Source organism: Streptomyces sp. NBC_00370 (assembly GCF_036084755.1).
Classification (GTDB): Bacteria; Actinomycetota; Actinomycetes; order Streptomycetales; family Streptomycetaceae; genus Streptomyces.
On the sequence record NZ_CP107968.1, the window covers coordinates 5,808,799 to 5,828,027 of the forward strand.

The 19,229-nt window shown below is 72.2% G+C and carries 17 protein-coding genes; 8 read left to right on the plus strand and 9 right to left on the minus strand.

What is annotated here, in order from left to right; genetic code table 11:
* Positions 1-335 precede the first annotated feature (335 nt).
* The 5 genes from OHS57_RS26035 to OHS57_RS26055 all read left to right on the plus strand — a co-directional run bounded on the left by OHS57_RS26035 (position 336) and on the right by OHS57_RS26055 (position 6,072).
* A complete protein-coding gene (locus tag OHS57_RS26035) occupies positions 336-3,179 on the plus strand; it encodes a sensor histidine kinase (RefSeq protein WP_328583510.1) in 2,844 nt (947 codons plus the stop codon).
* Complete coding sequence (locus tag OHS57_RS26040; protein ID WP_041984420.1) at positions 3,176-3,670, plus strand: roadblock/LC7 domain-containing protein; 495 nt, start codon at positions 3,176-3,178, stop codon at positions 3,668-3,670. The genes OHS57_RS26035 and OHS57_RS26040 overlap by 4 nt, the downstream gene beginning before the upstream one ends.
* Positions 3,667-4,092 carry a DUF742 domain-containing protein gene (locus OHS57_RS26045; protein ID WP_041984417.1) on the plus strand — a complete coding sequence of 142 codons (426 nt, stop codon included), beginning with the start codon at positions 3,667-3,669 and terminating at the stop codon, positions 4,090-4,092. Before OHS57_RS26040 ends, OHS57_RS26045 begins: the two co-directional genes overlap by 4 nt.
* Positions 4,073-4,741 (plus strand): GTP-binding protein, encoded by a 669-nt coding sequence (locus tag OHS57_RS26050; protein ID WP_328583511.1) that lies wholly within the window; start codon positions 4,073-4,075, stop codon positions 4,739-4,741. Before OHS57_RS26045 ends, OHS57_RS26050 begins: the two co-directional genes overlap by 20 nt.
* Positions 4,742-4,833: 92 nt before the next feature.
* Positions 4,834-6,072, plus strand: coding sequence for a styrene monooxygenase/indole monooxygenase family protein (locus OHS57_RS26055; protein WP_328583512.1), 1,239 nt, complete (start codon positions 4,834-4,836; stop codon positions 6,070-6,072).
* A gap of 23 nt (positions 6,073-6,095) precedes the next feature.
* On the opposite strand, the gene OHS57_RS26060 is transcribed toward OHS57_RS26055, so the two are convergent.
* From OHS57_RS26060 to OHS57_RS26080, 5 genes are all read right to left on the minus strand, one after another.
* Positions 6,096-7,280 carry a C40 family peptidase gene (locus tag OHS57_RS26060; protein ID WP_328583513.1) on the minus strand — a complete coding sequence of 395 codons (1,185 nt, stop codon included), beginning with the start codon at positions 7,278-7,280 and terminating at the stop codon, positions 6,096-6,098.
* A 175-nt stretch (positions 7,281-7,455) separates the two neighbouring features.
* Positions 7,456-9,882, minus strand: coding sequence for an outer membrane protein assembly factor BamB family protein (locus OHS57_RS26065; RefSeq protein WP_328583514.1), 2,427 nt, complete (start codon positions 9,880-9,882; stop codon positions 7,456-7,458).
* A 36-nt stretch (positions 9,883-9,918) separates the two neighbouring features.
* Positions 9,919-10,194, minus strand: coding sequence for a hypothetical protein (locus tag OHS57_RS26070; RefSeq protein ID WP_328583515.1), 276 nt, complete (start codon positions 10,192-10,194; stop codon positions 9,919-9,921).
* A gap of 14 nt (positions 10,195-10,208) precedes the next feature.
* Positions 10,209-10,940, minus strand: coding sequence for a TetR/AcrR family transcriptional regulator (locus OHS57_RS26075; protein ID WP_041984408.1), 732 nt, complete (start codon positions 10,938-10,940; stop codon positions 10,209-10,211).
* A 59-nt stretch (positions 10,941-10,999) separates the two neighbouring features.
* Positions 11,000-11,935, minus strand: a complete 936-nt coding sequence (locus OHS57_RS26080; protein ID WP_328583516.1) for an AurF N-oxygenase family protein — start codon at positions 11,933-11,935, stop codon at positions 11,000-11,002.
* A 238-nt stretch (positions 11,936-12,173) separates the two neighbouring features.
* On the opposite strand from OHS57_RS26080, the gene OHS57_RS26085 reads away from it, so the two are divergent.
* Together OHS57_RS26085 and OHS57_RS26090 are read left to right on the plus strand one after the other, a co-directional pair.
* Positions 12,174-13,277, plus strand: a complete 1,104-nt coding sequence (locus OHS57_RS26085; protein ID WP_041984401.1) for a ferritin-like domain-containing protein — start codon at positions 12,174-12,176, stop codon at positions 13,275-13,277.
* A 67-nt stretch (positions 13,278-13,344) separates the two neighbouring features.
* On the plus strand, positions 13,345-14,265 hold the full coding sequence (locus OHS57_RS26090; RefSeq protein ID WP_328583517.1) for an ADP-ribosylglycohydrolase family protein: 921 nt from the start codon (positions 13,345-13,347) through the stop codon (positions 14,263-14,265).
* 54 nt (positions 14,266-14,319) lie between these two features.
* Here OHS57_RS26090 and OHS57_RS26095 read toward each other — a convergent pair whose 3' ends face one another.
* The 4 genes from OHS57_RS26095 to OHS57_RS26110 form a co-directional block, all read right to left on the minus strand.
* The gene (locus OHS57_RS26095) at positions 14,320-15,774 is read right to left on the minus strand and encodes a penicillin-binding transpeptidase domain-containing protein (protein ID WP_328583518.1); all 1,455 of its coding nucleotides are present in this window, start codon (positions 15,772-15,774) and stop codon (positions 14,320-14,322) included.
* Entirely contained in the window at positions 15,774-17,162 is a 1,389-nt protein-coding gene (locus tag OHS57_RS26100) for an FtsW/RodA/SpoVE family cell cycle protein (RefSeq protein ID WP_041984397.1), read from the minus strand. Before OHS57_RS26100 ends, OHS57_RS26095 begins: the two co-directional genes overlap by 1 nt.
* 106 nt (positions 17,163-17,268) lie before the next feature.
* Entirely contained in the window at positions 17,269-17,706 is a 438-nt protein-coding gene (locus OHS57_RS26105; protein ID WP_041984394.1) for an SH3 domain-containing protein, read from the minus strand.
* Positions 17,707-17,816: 110 nt separating this feature from the next.
* A complete protein-coding gene (locus OHS57_RS26110) occupies positions 17,817-18,167 on the minus strand; it encodes a zinc-ribbon domain-containing protein (protein WP_041984392.1) in 351 nt (116 codons plus the stop codon).
* Positions 18,168-18,412: 245 nt separating this feature from the next.
* On the opposite strand from OHS57_RS26110, the gene OHS57_RS26115 reads away from it, so the two are divergent.
* A complete protein-coding gene (locus OHS57_RS26115; RefSeq protein WP_328583519.1) occupies positions 18,413-19,228 on the plus strand; it encodes a nuclease-related domain-containing protein in 816 nt (271 codons plus the stop codon).
* Position 19,229 lies beyond the last annotated feature (1 nt).

Below are 19,229 nucleotides of genomic sequence, written 5' to 3' on the forward strand. Positions count from 1 at the left end.
CCTGGTCAGCAGGACCGACGGAGCGGAATGATCTCTTCCGCGGCGGTGCGGGCGCGCATCCTGCCAAAGCGCGGGCGGAAGGTCCACCCGGCGCTCCGGGGCGGCACCCGGAGCGCTGATCCGGAAGTTGTTCGTCAACTCCTCCGTGATGTTCACTCGTTCAGGTGGCGGAGCGGCCGATGCGCGCCCCCCTCCCGGATGCGCTGGGATGGTCTGAAGCCGTGCCAGGGGTGGGGGTTGTCTCGTAGTGACCGGTCGTCACCTCTGCTTCATGGGCGGACGAGTCAAGAATGCGAGCACCGGTGCAGAAGAAGCGGCCTCGGGGCAACGGCGGCATGACAGCTGACACTCCGGGCGAAGGGCGCCGTAAGCGGGTGCGCAGCCGGCTGTTCGCCGGTGTGGCGGTCATCGCCGTCACTGTCGTCGCCGCGGGTGTGCCCGGCGTACTCGACGCCTCCACCCGTCTGAACGACGCGCAGCGGCTCGTCACCCTCGCCGAGCTGAACCGGCAGACCGTGACGCTCGCCCACTCGCTGGCCGACGAACGCGACGAGGCCGTCGTGTACGTGGCGGCGGGACGCCCGGCGAAGGGCGAATCCGAGAAGGACGCGAAGGACGCGGACGGCCATCAGGTCTCCCGTGAGACCCGCGCACGCGTCGACCGGCAGATCGACGAGATCCGGGCCACCGGATCCGCGTCGGCCGGGCTGCTCAGGGACCTCTCCACCGTGCCGTCGGTCCGCGCCTCCGCCCTCACCGGCAAGGACGCGGCCCCCGACACGTACCGCGCCTACTCCGACGTCATCGACGACCTGCACGCGGTCGCCGAGCGGCTCGCCGAACGCGCCCCCGCCGAGGTGGCGGGAGACGTCCGCGCCTCCGTCGACCTCGACAGCGCGGTCGACCGGGCGTCCGGCACCCGCGCGCTGCTGCTGGGCGCGCTGGCCGTCCCCGCCGACGAGGAGGCGACGACGGTCATCGACCCGGTCACCGGCCTCCCCGTGCCGTCCTCGGACGATCTGGCGGCCAACAAGAAGAACGACGCGGCGCGCGACGCGCTCAGCGCCGCCGCGCAGCAGACCCGTACGGGTGAACTCGCCGCGCTCGCCGACTTCGACCGCACCGCGGACAGCCAGACGCGCGACTCTCTCGCCAGGACCGTCACAGGACCCGACATCACGGCGGCCGACGGCTATCTGAAGAAGCTCACCGACCGCCCGGAACTCTCCGAGTCCGAACGCTCCACCGACCAGGAGAAGGTCAGGACGGCCCTGTCCGCCCGTATCGACCAGATGCGCGGCGTCGAGGCGGGCCTCGGCAGCGACCAGCTCACCCGGCTCGAAAAGGTCCGCGACGACGACGTCACCGCGCTGGAGCTGCGCTTCGCGCTGCTCGGCGGCCTGCTGCTGATCGCCGTCGGCGTCGCGACGGCCGTCGCCCGCACGCTGACCCGGCCGCTCGCCGTGCTGCGCATCGGCGCCGCCCGGCTGGCCGAAGCGCCCGGGACGGCCGAGCCGGTGCGGTTCACCGGCCGCAACGACGAGTTCGCCCAGGTCGTACGGTCCCTCAACGCGCTGCACAGCAGGGTCGCGGGACTTCTCGACCGGCCCGGTCCCGCGGGCGGCGAGACGACCGTTCCGATCGGCGCCAGTGCGAAGGCCGCGGCGCGGGGCACGGGATTCCAGGAGCACCCCGCGCTCCAGGAGCACACGGAACTCCACGGGCGCACGGAACCGCACGACCAGGCGGAACTCCAGGAGCGCGCGGAGCGGACGGCCGCCGAGCTGGCCCAGCTCCGGAACACCGTCGAGCACACCTTCGTCAACCTCTCGCTGCGCTCCCTCGGCCTCGTCGAGCGGCAGCTCGGCGTCATCGAGTCGCTGGAGGAGCGCGAGCAGGACCCGGACCGGCTCGCCACGCTCTACAAGCTCGACCATCTCGCGACGGTCATGCGCCGCCACAGCGAGAACCTGCTGGTCCTCGCCGAGCACGAACACGGCCACAGCCACCCGGGCCCGGTACCGCTCGTGGACATGCTGCGCGCCGCCGTCAGCGAGATCGAGCGGTACGAGCGGATCACCATCCAGTCGCTGCCCACGCACGCCCAGGTGGCCGGCTTCGCCGCCGACGACCTCAGCCATCTCGTCGCCGAGCTGCTGGAGAACGCCACCTCGTTCTCGCCGCCCGACGCCCAGGTGGAGCTGTCCGGGTGGCTGCTGGAGAGCGGCGAGGTGATGATCTCCGTCCAGGACAAGGGCATCGGCATGCCCGAGGACCGGCTCGGCGAGCTGAACGCCCTGCTGGACGAGGCGACCCAGAGCGACCGGGGCGAACAGGGCGCGCGTGACGCCTGGGGCACCCCCGGCGCACCCGCCGAGAGCGAGGGCCTGGGACTGCGGGTGGCGGCCCTCCTCGCCGCGCGGCACGGCGTACGGGTCCATCTGCGCAAGCACGAGGACGGCGGGCTCGCGGCCGTCGTCGTACTGCCGCAGGCGCTGCTCCCCGCGACGCAGCCCTCGACCGGTCCGGTCCCGGCCGCCGCGTACCCGCCGCCGACGGCGGGACCCGCGCCCGCCGTCCACCAGCCGGGCTCGGTCGCCGAGGCCAACTCCAACGCGCTGCCCGCCCGTCAGGCCGCTCCCGATCCGCTGATCGCGGCGGCCGAGGAGACGATCCGGGAGGTGGAGAGCGAGACGGCGGCGCCCGCGCGGGTCCGTCAGGACCCGTACGCCGTCGGCCCCGACACGCACGAACGGGCCGACGTCGACCAGGACACCTTCACCATGCGGCTGCCGCGCCAGCAGAGCGCGGAGCCGGACCCGGCACCCGCGTCCGAGCCGGCTGCATCCGCGTCCGAACCGGCGGCATCCGCGTCCGAACCCGAACAGACAGGACCGGAGTCCGATCCGGTCACCGACAAGGGACTGCCCAAGCGAACCCCCAAGGTCGTCAAGGCGGCGACCTCGCCCACCGAACGCACCGGCAGCGTCGACGCCGAGGAGCTGCGCCGCCGGCTCGGCGGCTTCCACCAGGGCGCGAAGGACGGCCGACGCGATGTCGAGGCCGAACTCACCGAGCGTTCCGACCGGACGGACGGCACCGACCCGATAGCGTCCGGAGCGCGGGACGGGGAACGTGACGAAGAGGCGGGGGAGACAGTCGAGGAGGCACGCAGTTGACAGCGACCAGCACATTCGGACTGAGTAGCGAAGCCCGAAACCTGCACTGGCTGTTGAGCAACCTCGTCGAGGAGGTGCCAGGAGTACGTTCCGTCGCGGTCGTCTCGTCCGACGGACTGCTGCTGCTCTCCTCCGACCAGGAGCACAACAGCGCGGCCGCGGAGGCGGCGGGCGGCGCGCCACGCGGCGAGGGACCGCGCGGCGCTGGCGCCGACCTGGCCACCATCGTCTCCGGTATCGCCAGCCTCACCATCGGGGCGGCGAAGCTCATGGACGGCGGCGGGGTCAAGCAGACGATGGTCGCCATGGAGGAGGGCAGCGTCTTCATCATGTCCATCAGCGACGGCTCGTTGCTCGGCGTGCACGCGGCGCCCGACTGCGACATGAGCGTCGTGGCGTACCACATGGCGCTCTTCGTAGGCCGCGCCGGACACGTACTGACGCCCGAACTCCGCAGCGAGCTGCGCAAGTCCATGGAGAACGCCCGATGACCGCCGCCGCCGGGTCCGCCGGTGCCCAGGCCCGCAGACTCCCGGTGCGCGGCGGCGACCGCCGCCCCGCGCGGGTCCGCCCGTACTCGCTCACCGGCGGCCGTACCCGCTTCGGGCACGTGCTGCTCGTGGAGACGTTCGTCGCCGCGATCGAGGCGGCCGACGAGCGCAGGGAACTGACCGACGGCGGGGCCGCGTGGCGCGTCATGCCCGAGATGCGGGCCATCGTCGAACTGTGCCGCCGGATGCGCACGGTCGCCGAGATCTCGGCGCTGCTGAAGATGCCGCTCGGGGTGGTCCGGGTGCTCCTCAGCGACCTGGCCGACCAGGGAAAGATCCGTGTGTACGGGACGGGGCACGGCACCGGCCAGCCCGACCGTGCGCTGCTGGAAAGGGTGTTGGATGGACTCCGCCGTCTCTGACGTGACCGCCGCCCCGGCGGCCGGGCTCTTCGACGGGGCCCCGGGCAGTCCGGCCGACGTGCCCGAGGAACAGCTCCAGGACTGGCAGTTGGACCGCACCCGCGCACCGGTCGCCACGAAGATCGTCGTCGCCGGCGGCTTCGGTGTCGGCAAGACGACCTTCGTCGGTTCCGTCTCGGAGATCACACCGCTCCAGACCGAGGCGCTGATGACGCAGGCGAGCGCGGAGACCGACGACCTCAGCGCGACGCCCGCCAAGCTCACCACGACCGTGGCGATGGACTACGGGCGGATCACGCTCTCCAACGACCTGGTGCTGTACATCTTCGGCACGCCGGGACAGCAGCGGTTCTGGTTCATGTGGGACGACCTGGTGCGCGGCGCGATCGGCGCCGTCGTCCTCGCCGACACCCGGCGGCTGTCCGACTGCTTCCCCGCGCTCGACTACTTCGAGAGCTGCGGGCTGCCGTACGTCGTCGCCGTCAACCACTTCGAGGGCACCGAGCTGTTCGAGCCGGACGACGTACGCGAGGCACTGTCCGTCCCGGCGCACATCCCCGTGCTGACCATGGACGCGCGCAACCGGGTCACGGCCGTCGAGTCGCTGCTCACCCTGGTGCAGCACGCACTCGACAACACCCAAGAGTAGCCTGCGTACCGGTCCGACCCCCCTTCGCAACGCCACCCCCCACACGACCAGTGCACGCACCGCGCACCACGCACCCCGACGGAGAGCCCGCCATGCGGAAGATACTCATTGTGGGAGCCGGCCAGTCCGGTCTCCAACTCGCCCTCGGACTGCAGTCCCAGGGCTACGAGGTCACCCTGATGTCCAACCGCACGGCGGACGAGATCCGGACCGGCCGGGTCATGTCCACCCAGTGCATGTTCCACACCGCGCTCCAGCACGAGCGCGATCTCCAGCTCAACTTCTGGGAGTCGCAGGCCCCGAGGATCGTGGGGCTCGGCGTTTCCGTCGCCGCGCCCGACGCGAGCCGCGCGATCGACTGGGTCGGCAAGCTCGACGGCTACGCGCAGTCCGTCGACCAGCGGGTCAAGATGGCCGGCTGGATGGAGACCTTCGCGCAGCGCGGCGGCCAGTTGGTCATCCACGGCGCTGCCGTCTCCGACCTGGACTTCTTCGCCCGCACCTACGACCTGGTGCTCGTCTCCGCCGGCAAGGGCGAACTGGTCTCCATGTTCGGCAGGGACGCCTCACGTTCCCCGTACGACGCCCCGCAGCGCGCCCTCGCCGTCGCCTATGTGCACGGTCTCGGCCCGCGCCCCGAACACCCGGACTTCGACGCCGTCCGGTGCAATTTGGTGCCGGGCGTGGGCGAGTTGTTCGTCATGCCGACCTTCACCACCAGCGGACGCGCCGACATCCTCTTCTGGGAGGGCGTACCGGGCGGCCCGCTCGACGCCTTCCAGGGCGTCAAGGACCCGGCCGAGCATCTGTCGCTCACGCTGGAGCTGATGGAGCGCTTCACGCCGTGGGAGTACGCGCGCGCCACCAAGGTCGAGCTGACGGACGCCAACGGCACGCTCTCCGGGCGGTACGCGCCGACCGTACGCAACCCCGTGGGGCAACTGCCGGGCGGCGGGCTCGTCCTGGGGGTCGCCGATGTCGTCGTCGCCAACGACCCGATCACCGGGCAGGGCTCCAACTCGGCGGCCAAATGCGCCGCCGCGTACCTCGAAGCGATAGTGGCGCACGGCGACGGGCAGTTCGACGAGGCGTGGATGCGGGCCACGTTCGACCGCTACTGGGACACCGCCCAGCACGTCACCAAGTGGACCAACGCCATGCTGGGCGTGCCGCCGGAGCATGTGCTCAACCTGATCGGCGCGGGGGGTCAACTCCAGCCGGTCGCCGACCGGTTCGCCAACGGCTTCAACGATCCGGCCGACTTCGAGAACTTCTTCTACGAGCCCGCCCTGACGAACGCGTACCTCGCCGAGGTGTCGGGCGCCGCCTGATGGATCCGCTCCCTGGCCCCGGGTCAGAGCGCGGCGTCCGGGCGTACGGCGCCGAGCAGCGGGTTCGCGGCGATCGGCGACACCTTGACGGCGGCGCCGGGACGCGGTGCCTGGACGACCTTTCCGTCCCCCAGGTAGATCGCCACATGCGTGGCCTTGGGGAAGTAGACCACCAGGTCGCCGGGGCGCAGCTGGTTCAGCGGCACCCGGGGGAGCCGGCGCCACTGCTCCTGGCTGGTGCGCGGGATCGTCCGTCCCGCGTGCGCCCAGGACTGCGAGGTCAGCCCGGAGCAGTCGAAGGCGCCGGGCCCCTCGGCGCCCCACTGGTACGGCTTGCCGACCTGCCCGACGGCGTACCGCACGGCGGCGCCGCCCTGCGCCGACGGTGCGGTGCGGCCGGTCCGGCTCTGCGGGCCGAGCGCGCCCGAGTCGACCAGTTTCCGCTGGGCCGCCTCCGTGCCGCTCTGCTCAAGGGAGTTGAGCTGGGCGACCTGGTCACCGCTGAGCCCGGCGAGCAGCGCGGTGACCTGGCGGAGCTTCGCCGCGGCCGTGTCGCGCTGCTGCTTCTTGCGCGCGGTGAGCGACTGCTGGGTGGCGAGCGCCTTGCGGGACGCGGTGGCGAGGGCGTCGGCGTGCTTCTCGCCCTTGGTGAGACCGGAGAGCGTCGCCGCCCTGCCGCGCGCGGCGCGCGCCAGCAGCCGCCCCTGGTCGACGGCGTGCTGCGGGTCGTCGGCGAGCAGCAGCCGCAGATAGTCCGAGAGGTCGGACTGGCCGTGGTACTGGGCGCGGGCGAGCTGTCCGACGTCGGCGCGGTTACGGGCGAGGGCGGCGCGGGCCCGGGCGAGCGAGGCGGTCAGCTGCTTCGTGGCAGCGCGCTGGCGGGTGAGGGCCACCTCGGTGGTGTTGTAGGCCTCGCCCGCTTCCTCCGACTGCTGGTAGAGCTGCTGAAGCCGGGTGAGCATGGCGGGGACGGTCTCCGGGACGGCGCCGGGGGCAGCGGGCGCGGCGGGCGCTGCCGGGGCTGCCGGGGCGCCGGGTGGCCCGGGTGCCGCGGGCGCGGTGGTCGCGCCGGTGGCTCCGGGGGACGGCGCGGCAGCTGCGCCGCCCGGTGGCTCGGCGACGGCGGTCGAGGCGAACGGCACCGCCGCCAGCACGGTCGCGGTGGCCAGCGCCGCCGTACAGACGGATCGCAGAAGTCTGCCTGACACGTCATCACCTCCGGTTGCGGTTCGGAGTGTCCAGTCCTAGGTGATGATGATCCGATAAGTGGGGTGATTGGCCCGTATGTAGGCAGTACGGCGCAACGGAGTCACCCCGGGCGGGCCGATGTGTATGTCATACGGCGTGGCGGCTGGCGGCCGGAACACCGGCCTGCGGACCCGGTCAGCCCAACGGCAGCAGATAGAACATCCGGTCGCGTCCGACGACCACGTCCCTGCCTGCGGCCAGGGCACGGTACGGCGCCTGGGCCACGGGTTCGGGCGCGGGTGCGGGCGACTGGCTCGGGGTCCCGCCCGCGTTCTGGAACTTCCACAGCCGGCGGCCGTCCGCCGCGTCGAACGCGGTCAGCTGCAGACCGTCCCCCGCGAGCAGTGTCCTGCCGCCGGCGACCGGCGTCACCGCCGGCACCCCGCTCCACACGGCGGCCTCCGTGGACCGCTTCCAGCGCGCCTCGCCGGTGGCCGGGTCGATCGCGTACACGTCCTGGAACCGGTTGGCGACATACAGCGTGGAGCCGTCGACGGCCCCGGTGCCGAAGGCCAGCGGCGCGGTCCCCGCGGCAGCGGCCCTGCCCTTCAGCAGCCAGCGCCGCTTGCCGTTCCCCGCGCCGACCGCGTACAGATCGGCGCCGGCGGCGCCGAACAGCAGCCCGGTGGCGTCCCCCGCCACGGCCCCGCGAGGTGTCACGGCGCCCAGCACCTTGGACCACTTGCGGGCGCCCGTGGCCCGGTCGAAGGAGTGGAACATCGAGTGGCCCTTGGCCGCCTTGAGTTGGGCGGGCGTGAGCGACGCGCTGTCCTGGCGTACCACGATCTCGTCGGGCAGCAGCGCGACGAGCTGGTACCTCGGGACGTGCGGCGCACGGCCGTTGGAGACGGCGGCGCGCCACAGCAGCTTGCGCCCGGTGACGTCGTACGCGAACAGGTATGTACGGACGGCCGGTTTCGCGGCCGTACCCGTCTTCGCCGCGCCGGTGAGCCAGACGACCGAACCGGACTGACCGGTGATCCCGGACAGCTCCAGCGCGCCGCCGTCGGCGAGTTGGTCCGCGAACGGGACGTGGTGCCGGACCGCCCCGTCGACCGGCGAGAGCCAGCGGAACTCGTCGGCCCCGACGACGAAGACGAGCCCGTCGGGCGTCGGCTGCGCCCGTAGCACCGAGCCTGCCTCGGGCCGCTCCCAGCGGGCCCGCCCGGTGTGGACGTCGACCAACGTGGTGGCGGCGGACGCCGTCAGGACGAGATACCGGTCCTGCAGCACGGCCGCGCTCGCCTCGGTCTTGTGCTGGTACGCCCACCGGGGCTCCGGCGGCACACCGGGAACAGCGACCCGTCGCGGGGCCGGCTTCGCCTTCGCGGGAGCGTCCTCCCCACCCGAGGCGAAGGCCAACACCCCGCCCCCGCCCAGCACAAGCCCAGCAGCCCCGGCCAGCACCCCGGTAAGCAGAGAACGCCGGTCCACCCGCGCGACCGCGGGCCGGGTGGCGGGCGGCCGACCGGGCACGGGCGGCGGAGTCGGCCGAGCGACGGGAGGCGGCCCGGCGGCCGCGTGGGCGTGGGCGGCGGTGGTGGCCCCGTACGGGGCGGCGACCGGCGGGGCGGCGACCGGGGCGGCGGCAGGCGGCAGGGGAGCGGACGGCACTGCGGGCGCCGGCGCGGTCGCCGTGCCCAGGTCGGCCGTGTGCGGCGGCAGTTGCTGCTCCTGCGGCTCCAACGCCGCTACCGCCGAGGCCCGTTCCGCGACGGCCCTCTCCAGCCGTTCCGGCAGCCAGCCGGCCGACGCCAGGGCGTTCGCGCCCTCCAGCGCCAGGGCCGCCGCCACCTGGCCCGCCGTCGGGCGGCGGGCCGGTTCCTTCGCCAGACAGGAGGCGACCACCGGACGCAACTCGGCCGGCACGCCGTCGAGTCGGGCCTCCGCCCCGCCGATCTCCGTGCTGTCGGCGAACGGTGTCGTGCCCGTCGCCGCGTACGCCAGCAGCAGGCCCAGGACGAAGATGTCGGACGCCGTTCCCGGCTCGCCGCCCGCGACCTGTTCCGGGGTGAGGTAGCCGAGCCGTACCGACAGCCGGCCGCCCGCGTCCAGTCGCGCGGACGCCGCTGCGCCCAGGGCGCCGAAAGCCGTGAGGCGCGGGCCGTCGGCGGCCAGCAGGACGGTTTCGGCGGAGAGTCCCTGCAAAACCGTGCCCGCCGGGTGCACGCGGGCCAGGGTCTCGGCGAGTGCGGCGCCCAGTACCCGTACCGACCGCTCGGGCAGCGGCCCGGCGACGGCGATGGCCTCCGCGAGCGTCAGCCCCGGCACATAGGCGCTGGCCGCCCAGGGCGCGGGCTCCGCCGCCTCGTCCGTACGGGAGTCGAGCGGCGGGCGTACCCAGCCGCCGGAGAGCCGCTCGGCCGTGCGCACCTCGGCCTCGAACCGGCGGCGGAAGGCGGTCGCACCGGCCAGTTCGGGGCGGGCCACGGACAGGACGACCACGGCGGCGCCCTCGTCGGCGCCGCGCGCGAGATACTCCACCGCGCTGGCGCTCGCGCCGCTGTGCGCGAGCAGTGTGTACGGCCCGACCTGACGTAAGACACGCCCTACCGGCTCCATGGCGAGCCTCCCCCTGGTGACACGGTGCTCGCGATCTTATGGCGTGCTGTTCGGTTTCGACCAGGGCCACTTCAGGGTGCGGGGCTCGTGTCCCTCGGGCACGTACTCGTACGTCCAGCCGCGCTGCAGCCCGAGCCGCTTGGTGTATCCGGCGGGGGTGCGGCGGTACGAGTGGATCGTGGGCGGCCCGCCGTCGGTGTCCGGGACCGGCAGGTCGTACCACTTGGGCGGCTGGCCCGTGGGACCCGGCATGACGGGCAGCACGCGTCCGTCCAGCGGCCCGCCGACAAAGAGGGTGTTTTCGTTTCTCACCCGCCCAGTCTCGCTCAGCGCGCCTGGATCGCCTCGCCCACGAGCGGCACCACCCGCCGGGCCAGCGTCCCCACCGGGCCGTCCGGGTCCTCGTGGCGTACGAGGACGCGCACCGCGAGCGCCGTCTCCTCGTCGGTGGCGGCCGTCGCGACGAGCAGTGCGACGAGATGGTCGACCAGCCAGTTCCGCAATTCGTCGGCCGGCGGCTGCTTGTTCTCGTCCAGCCATATGAGTGACGCCGACTCGACCGCGGCGATCCACGTCCGCACCATCATCCGCATCCGGGGCCCCGGCGCCGCCCCGCCCGCAGGCGCGATGTGCAGCAGGATCTGCTCGGCCGCAGCCCTGCGCACCTCGTCCACGATCGCGGTGGTGCGGGAGGTCTCGCAGACGCTGCCGCCCTGCAACAGCGCGCTGAACCCGGCGTCGTGCTGGTCGACGAAGGACAGGTACCGGTCGAGGACCCGCTTGAGCCGTTCGGTGGGCGGCCCGGTCTGCGGTTCGGTGAAGCACAGCTCCAGCTGGTCGACGGACGAGCGCAGCGCGGCCTCGTACAACTGCTGCTTGCCGCCGGGGAAGTAGCGGTAGACCAGCGGCCGGGACACCCCGGCCGCCGCCGCCACGTCGTCCAGGGCGACGTCCTCGGGCGCCTGGTGCGCGAAGAGCGTCAGGGCGGCGTCGAGGAGTTGGGTGCGGCGCGCCTCGACGCTGAGCCGTCGGTACGCGGGCGTGGCTGGCGCGGTCATGTTCCGCAGCGTAATCGCATCGCCTGTGTCCGGTACCGCGGCCGACCGGCTCCGCGCGGTCAGGCGAGCAGCCCTGAGGAGCGCCACAGCTTGCGTCCGGGGCCGCGCAGCACCCCGATGTCGTCCAGGAAGTCGGTGAGTTTCCTGGCGCCCGACTGCATGACCTCACGCCGGTGGCCGCTGGCCCGCACCTGCGCGACGGCCTCGCGGCGGTCGAGCCCCACGTTGTCGTACACCTGCGGATTGACGAAGCAGACGGAGAAGACCCGGGCCGCCTGGCCGCTGCTGAGCCGGGTGAACTCCTGTTCCCAGCGCGGCGCCGTCACCATCTGGCGGCGCAGCTCCTCCCGGGCGTACCGGACATGGCGGGCCTCCTCGACGACATGGACCCGGGTCACTCCGCGCACCAGCGTCTGCACCCGCTCGTCGGGGAAGGTCAGCCGCTGCATCCAGTCGAGGATCTCCTCACCGAGCAGGGTCGCGGCGAACGAACCCGGCGTGGTGGAGACGGTCTTGAGGACGCGCGCCAGATTGTGGTGGAAGCGCGGCACGGGGTACGACGGGGCGCCGCCCTTCTGGATCATCCGCGCGAACATCATCGAGTGCCGGCACTCGTCGGCTATCTCCGTGAGCGCGTACCTGACGTGGCTGCTGGTCACCGACTTGTCGTAGATGTGCCGGACCAGCAGCTGCATCAGGATGATCTCGAACCAGATGCCGAGCGAGGCGAGCGACGCCGCCTCGTGCCTGGCCAGGTCCATCCGCTGCTCCTGCGACATCTTCCGCCACAGCGGGGTGTCGTAGAGGGAGACCAGCTCGGGCGGCCAGAACCACTTGCCGTCCTCGATCGGCGCGTCCCAGTCGAGTTCCTTGTCCGGGTCGAAGGAGTGCTTCGCCGACGATTCGAGCAGCCGCCGGGCGACCTGCTCGCGGTCGCGTAGCGGGCCCAGGGCGTCGCGGAGCAGCTGCACGTCGCGTTCGGTCACTGCTGTCATGGCTGAGCGCACCTCGCACCTCGGGACGGGACCGGTGGGTGTTACCGGCGGTACCCTTATAAGACCGCGTGTCAGTAAGGACGTCAATCCCCCCGGCGCGAGTTGTGCGCCGGCAGGGCGCCCGGCCTCGTGCCTACTTGTTGACTCCGGGTCTACCAACGTGTGAGCCTGCCAACAGTCCAGCCGACGAGGGTACTTACACCACCGTGAGGCCCGTGAGGCCGAGGAGCTGCTGCCTGTGTCGACGCACGACCTCTACACCGACGCCCCCGAAGAGTCCGTCTGGCAGGTCCCCGCCGCGGGCTCGGCCCGCTTCCAGTGGGACTACGACGACGGCCGTGACCGGCTCCTCGCCCTCTACCAGAAGGGCAAGGACAAGCAGTGGGACGGCGCCCGGCGCATCGACTGGGAGCTGGAGGTCGACCCGTACGACCCCCTCGGCACCCCCGACGAGGCGCTGAACCTCTACGGCACCCGCTACTGGGCCAAGATGACCGACAAGGACAAGGGCGAGCTGCGCAAGCACTACACCGCCTGGCAGTTCAGCCAGTTCCTGCACGGCGAACAGGGCGCGATGGTGTGCGCGGCGCGGATCGTCGAGTCGGCGCCCGACCTCGACGCGAAGTTCTACTCGGCCACCCAGACCATGGACGAGGCCAGGCACGCCGAGATCTACGGCCGGTTCCTGCACGAGAAGGTCGGGATGCTCTACCCGATCAACGACAACTTGCAGGCCCTGCTGGGCGACACACTGCGCGACTCCCGCTGGGACATGCCCTACCTCGGCATGCAGGTGCTCATCGAGGGCCTGGCGCTCGCCGCCTTCGGAATGATCCGCGACACCACCAACAAGCCGCTGCCGAAGCAGATCCTCGCGTACGTCATGCAGGACGAGGCCCGGCATGTCGCCTTCGGCCGGATGGCGCTGCGCGACTACTACAAGCAGCTCACCGACGCCGAACTGCGCGAGCGCGAGGAGTTCGTCATCGAGGGCTGCTACCTGATGCGTGACCGGCTGCGCGGGGTGGAGGTGCTGGAGAACTTCGGCGTGCCGAAGGCGGAGGCCGAGGAGTTCTCCGAACAGTCCGAGTTCCTCCAGCTGTTCAGGAAGCTGCTGTTCAGCCGGATCGTGCCGTGCGTCAAGGACATCGGCCTGTGGGGCGAGCGGCTGCAGAAGGCCTATCTGGACATGGGGGTCTTCGACCTCGGCGACTCGAACCTGGACCTGCTGATGACCCAGGACGAGGAGATAGCCGAACAGCTCGACAAGGAACGCTTCGCCGCCGAGGAGCGGGAGCGGGTCGCCGAGGTGACGGACGCGATAGCGGAGGGCGGGAGTTGACGTCGCCGGGCCGGGCAGCCGGGAAAGGGAGGTGCAGTTGACCGGACGGACCACCAGGATGGATGACATGCCTGCCACTTCGGGATTCACCCCGCCCCCCGGTTCGGCCGCCGCTTCCCGCACGGCCGGCCGCCGCAGCCTCGAAGGGCTGGCGACGGGCGACGCGTTCGGTGAGCGCTGGTTCCCGCTCTTCCGCGCGCACGCCACCGCCGTGGCGGAGATCGCGGCCCGGCGCACCCCGCCGGAGCCGCACTGGCCCTGGACGGACGACACGGCGATGGCCCTCGCGATCCTGCGGATCCTCGAAGAGCGCGGCGCCGTCGACCAGGACCTGCTGGCACTCCACTTCGCCCTCGCCTTCGAGACGGACCAGGCGCGCGGCTACGGCCACGGCATGCACCTGCTGCTGCCCGCCCTGCTGCACGAACCCGAGAGCTGGCGCACCCTCGCGCCGCGCCTGTTCGACGGCGGGAGCCTCGGCAACGGCGCCGCGATGCGGGTGGCGCCGCTGGGCGCGTGGTTCGCCGACGACCTCGGCCGGGTGACGGAGCAGGCCACGCTGTCCGCCGAGGTGACCCACGCCCACCCGCAGGGCGTCGCAGGCGCGGTGGCGGTCGCCGTCGCCGCCGCGCTGTCGGCCCGGCACGAACTGTCCCTGGACGCGGTCACGGACGCGACACCGCCGGGCGCGGTACGGGACGGCCTGGCCCGAGCGGCGAAGCTGCCGCCCGGCACGGCACCCGCCGAGGCCGCCGAGGTGCTGGGCAACGGCAGCCGCATCCGCGCCGACGACACGGTGCCCTTCGCCGTCTGGACGGCGGCCCGGCACAGCGACGACCTGACGGCCGCCCTGTGGGCGACGGCCGAGGCACTGGGGGACGTCGACACGACCTGCGCCATCACCGGCGGCATCGTGGCCGCGCGCACCGGGACGGACGGGCTGCCGCGGGAGTGGCTGGAGCGACGCGAAGCGCTGCGGTCCGCCTGACCCACGGCCCGGTCTCGCCGCTGGGTCACGGCCCGATCCCGTCGGCGGGTCCGGTCAGCGCAGCGCCTCCTCCATCACCGCCCGCGCGATCGGCGCCGCGTCCCCGCCGCCACTGATGTCCGCCCGGTCGGCCTTCGCGTCCTCGACCACCACGGCGACCGCCACCGCGGGCTGCGCCGCGTCGTCCGCCTGCGCCCAGGCGATGAACCAGGCGTACGGCGTACCGGAGTTGCCGATGCCGTGCTGCGCCGTGCCGGTCTTGCCGCCGACCGTCGCGCCGTCGATCGCCGCGTTCGTCCCCGTACCGTTCGCCACGACGTCGACCATCATCTGCCGCAGCCGCTGGGCCGTGCCCGGGTTCATCGGCCGGTCGTAGGTGTGCCCGCCGGTACGGGAGACGACGTCGCCGTCCGACGCCGTCGTACGGTCCACCAGATGCGGGGAGCGCAATTCGCCGCCGTTGGCGACCGCGGCGGCGACCATCGCCATCTGCAGCGGGGTGGCGCGGGTGTCGAACTGCCCGATCGAGGACAGCGCCAGCTGGTCGTCGCTCATGTGCGTGTCGAAGTTGGAGGCGGCGACGCCCGAGGGGATCTCGATACCGGTGTCGTTGAAGCCGAACTTCTCGACCGTGTCCACCATCTTCGACAGCCCCACCTTCACCCCGAGCCCGGCCATCACCGAGTTGCAGGACCAGGTGATCGCGTAGTCCAGCGACGCGTCGTCGCAGCCCTCGGCCTCGTTCGGCAGCGTGGTGGTCGTGCCGGGCAGGACGTACGGCTCGCCGATGCCGGTCGGGGCCGAGGGGTCGCGCACCTTCCCGGACTCCAGCGCCGCGGCGGCGGTGACGATCTTGAAGGCCGAGCCGGGCGGATAGGTCTGCCGGATCGCGCGGTTGAGCATCGGCTGGGTGATCTCGCCGTTGAGCCGGGACCAGGCGGTCGTGACGGCCGTGCCGGTGCCGGAGAGCTGCGTGGGGTCGTACGAGGGGCTGCTGACCAGCGCGAGGATCTTGCCGGTCGCCGGCTCGATCGCGGCGACGGCGCCCCTGCGGCCCGCGAGCCCGCTGAAGGCGACCCGCTGCATCGAGGGCCGTACGGTGGTGACGACCCGGCCGCCGGGCTGCCGGCCGTGCGTGGTCTCGTTCCACAGCGGCAGCGGGGCCAGCATCGGGTCGGTGCCGGACAGCACGCCGTCCTCGGCGTTCTCGATCAGCGTCGTGCCGTACGTCTGCGAGGCGTAGCCGGTGACCGGGGCGTACAACGGCCCCTGTGTGTAGGTGCGTTCGAAGCGCAACTGCTGGCCGGTGTCCCTGGACCCGGTGACGGAGACGCCGCCGACCAGGATCTCGCCGCGCGGCTGCGCGTAACGGGCCACGATGTCACGGCGGTTGGCGGGGTTCTTGTCGTACGCGTCGGCCTCGAACACCTGCACCCGGGCCGCGTTGACCAGCAGGGCGACGAGCAGCAGCAGACAGAAGACGGCGGCGTGCCGGATATGACGGAGCATCACTCACCCGTCCCCGGCGGTACGGCGTGCTCGACGACCCCGGGTTCCACGGGGGCCGGCGCCGGTCTGCGCGCCGAGTCGCTGAGCCGGATGAGCAGCGCCACGATGATCCAGTTGGTGACGACGGACGAACCGCCCTGGGCCAGGAACGGCAGCGCCATGCCGGTGAGCGGGATCAGCCCCATCACCCCGCCCGCGATCACGAACACCTGGAGGGCGAGGATCGAGGAGAGCCCCACGGCCAGCAGCCGGCCGAAGGAGTCGCGCAGTACGAGCCCGGCCCGGAAGCCGCGTGCGACGAGCAGCGCGTACAGCAGGAAGATCGCGGTGAGTCCGGCGAGGCCCAGCTCCTCGCCGGCGGTCGCGAGGATGAAGTCCGACTTGGCGGCGAAGCCGATCAGGATCGAGTCGCCGGCGCCGAGCCCCGTGCCGAACATCCCGCCGGCGGCGAAGGCGAACAGCGACTGGGCGAGCTGTCCTGGTCCTTGACCGGCGTCGATGGAGGCGAACGGGTGCAGCCAGTCCTCCACCCGGCCGTGCACATGGGGTTCGAACGAGCCGACGGCGTACGCGCCCACGACGGCCAGCAGCAGCCCGACCGCGATCCAGCCGAGCCGCCCCGTCGCCACGTACAGCAGGATCACGAACAGACCGAAGAAGAGCAGCGAGGTGCCCAGGTCGCGCTCCAGCACCAGGACGATGACGCTGAGCAGCCAGATCGCCACGATCGGGCCGAGCACTCGCCCGGTCGGCAGCTGGAGGCGCCAGGCGGTCCGTCCCGTGTAGGCGAGCGCGCCGCTGTTGGCGGCCAGATAGGCGGCGAAGAAGATCGCGAGCAGCACCTTGGCGAACTCGCCCGGCTGGAAGGAGAATCCGCCGACCCTGATCCAGATCTTCGCCCCGTTCACCGCGGGGAAGAGGATCGGCACGATCATCAGGATGAGCGCCGCCGCCACGCACACGTACGCGTAGCGCTGGAGCAGCCGGTGGTCGCGTACGAAGAGCACGACACCGACGAACAGCGCGACACCGATCGTCGACCAGACCAGCTGGGTCGGGGCCGCCTGGTCGTGCGGGGTCTCCAGGTCGAGCCGGTAGATCAGCACCAGACCGAGACCGTTCAGCAGCACGGCGATGGGCAGCAGCAGCGGGTCGGCGTACGGGGCGCGCACCCGGACGGCGAGATGCGCGAGCAGCGCGAGCAGGCCGAGCCCCGCGCCGTAGCCGGCGGCGTCCGGCGGTACGGCGTCGTTCTTCGCGAGACCGACGGCGGCGTAGCCGAAGACGGAGATGAGGACGGCGCAGACGAGGAGCGAGAACTCGACACCCCGGCGCTTGGGGATGCGTAGCTCGGGCGGGGGAGTGTCCACCGTCGTCGGTGCGGTCATGGCAGGCAACGTAGCAATTCGACATGCCTTATGTCCGGCTATGTAAAGACATAAGGCATGTCGAACTTACTCAGCATCAGACGGTGTCAGTGGTGTCGGTGGCGTGTCAGCACCAGCGCGGCACGGCGCCGATGTTGGCGATGTAGGCCGCCGAACCCCACGCCCAGGTGCCGTCGGTGAGCAGGTACCAGCTGGTGTTCCCGTTCACGTTCCCACCGCGCGTGCGGCAGAAGATGTGCACGAGGGCGCCGTACGGCTCGCTGCGTACGACACGGCTGCTGCGGGTCGGCTTGTCACGCAGCAGCAGCCCGGTCCTGGCCGTGACCTTGCCGAGGTAGCTGCGCGAGCTGTGCTCCGTCGCCGGGCTGTCCTCGCGGGCCACCGGCCTGTTCGACGTGGCCGAGGGGGTGTCCACGGCCGCCGGGCTGTCCGACGCCGTGGAGGGCGCGGGCGGCGCGGCGAGCGCTGCGGGGGCGGTGGTGAGCGTCGCTGCGGCAATGGCGGCGATTGCGGCGGCGCTGAGGCCGAGGGAACGCAGGGGCATGCTGACTCCTGGTGACCTGGGTGCGAGGAGCCGGCCGTTCCGGCATACGGCTCGCCCGATTCACCCTAGTTTGACCACGTAGAGTCCGCAAAACATCACTATGCGTTACGTCAGCTCTGGTAGGGGTTCTGCTGGTTCTGCTGCGGCTGGCCGCCCGTGCCCTGCGGTCCGTACCCCTGCTGGCCGTATCCCGGGGTGACCGGGGCGGCGCCGGGTCCCGCCGCCGGGGCGACCTGCGCCAGCAGCTGCTCGGCCTGCTCCTTCTCGATCCGCTGTTCGGCGCCGCAGAACGTGCACTGCGTCGCGTACTTCGTGGAGACGGGGAACAACGGCACGAAGAACAGCGTGAACTTCGTGACCCGCTTCCTGAGGGTGTGCGCCGAGGGGTTGCCGCAGCGACCGCACACCAGCGTCAATATGGCCAGTTGGTAGAGGTAGCCCCTGGTACCGAAGATGATCATGTGCGGGATTCCTTCCGGGAAATGTCGGCGAGCGCCTGCGACGGTGCCTGGTCAGAGTGTGCCGTACGCCACCGACAGCAGGGACGGCCCGGGTACGTCGGATGCCCCGTCGTTGCCGTCCCGCCGTCCCCCCGACGGCGTTTCGTTACGGAATCCGTCATCCGCGTACGGTTGGCGGATGGTTGCCACGAATTGGTTCTTGCCCCACGGCCCGTGGGCTGTTCCCATGGGCAAGGGGTGATGGCATGACCCGACTTCGCGTCACACCGGCGCACCACCACGGTCAGGACCGGCTCTATGTGAGCCTGCCCGACGGCACCGGTGTCGCCTGGTACGACAAGAGCGCGGGCCGCGTCAGCCTCGTCTACGCGGCGCGCCGCGAAGCCGTACTGGCCGCGCTCGCGCCGTACCTCACCGGTGAGGTGACGGTAGGGCCGCCGCCCGTGCCCACCCCCGCCGACCTCGACCGGCTCTCGCTCCACCCCGACGACGACCTGGCGCCCAACCGGCCGGGGGAGTCCCTGCAGGTCCAGCTCGACGCGATGCCGTCGCCCGGCGCCTCGCTGCGGCTGCGGCTGCGGCAGGACGCGCGGCGCGGCGCGCTGCTGGCCCAGCAGTTCGTCGGCGAGCAGCTGGACCGGCTGGAGAGCGCGGGCTGGCGGGTGCTGCACTCCGTGCCGCTGCCCGGCGCCGCCTCCGTCGACCATCTCGCGATAGGACCCGGCGGGGTGCTGGCGATACGGACCCTGCCCGCGCGCAAGCAGCGGGTGCGGATCGACGACCCGCTGGTCAGGACGGGCCGCGCCGAGCCGCTGCCGCAGCTGCGCTGGGCCCGCCAGGCCGCCGAGCGGGCCACGCTCGCCCTGGCGGCCGCGGTCGGCCCGGTGCTGGTGGTGGCGGGCGCCGCCAGCCTCGACGTACGGCCCGTGCCGCAGGACGTGCGGATCCTGCACGACACGGAGGTCGCGTCGCTCGCCGACCTCGGCGGCGTACTGAAACCCGTGGACGTCGAGGCCCTGTACGCGGCGGCCCGCGACCGGCACACCTGGCTGCGGGTCTGAC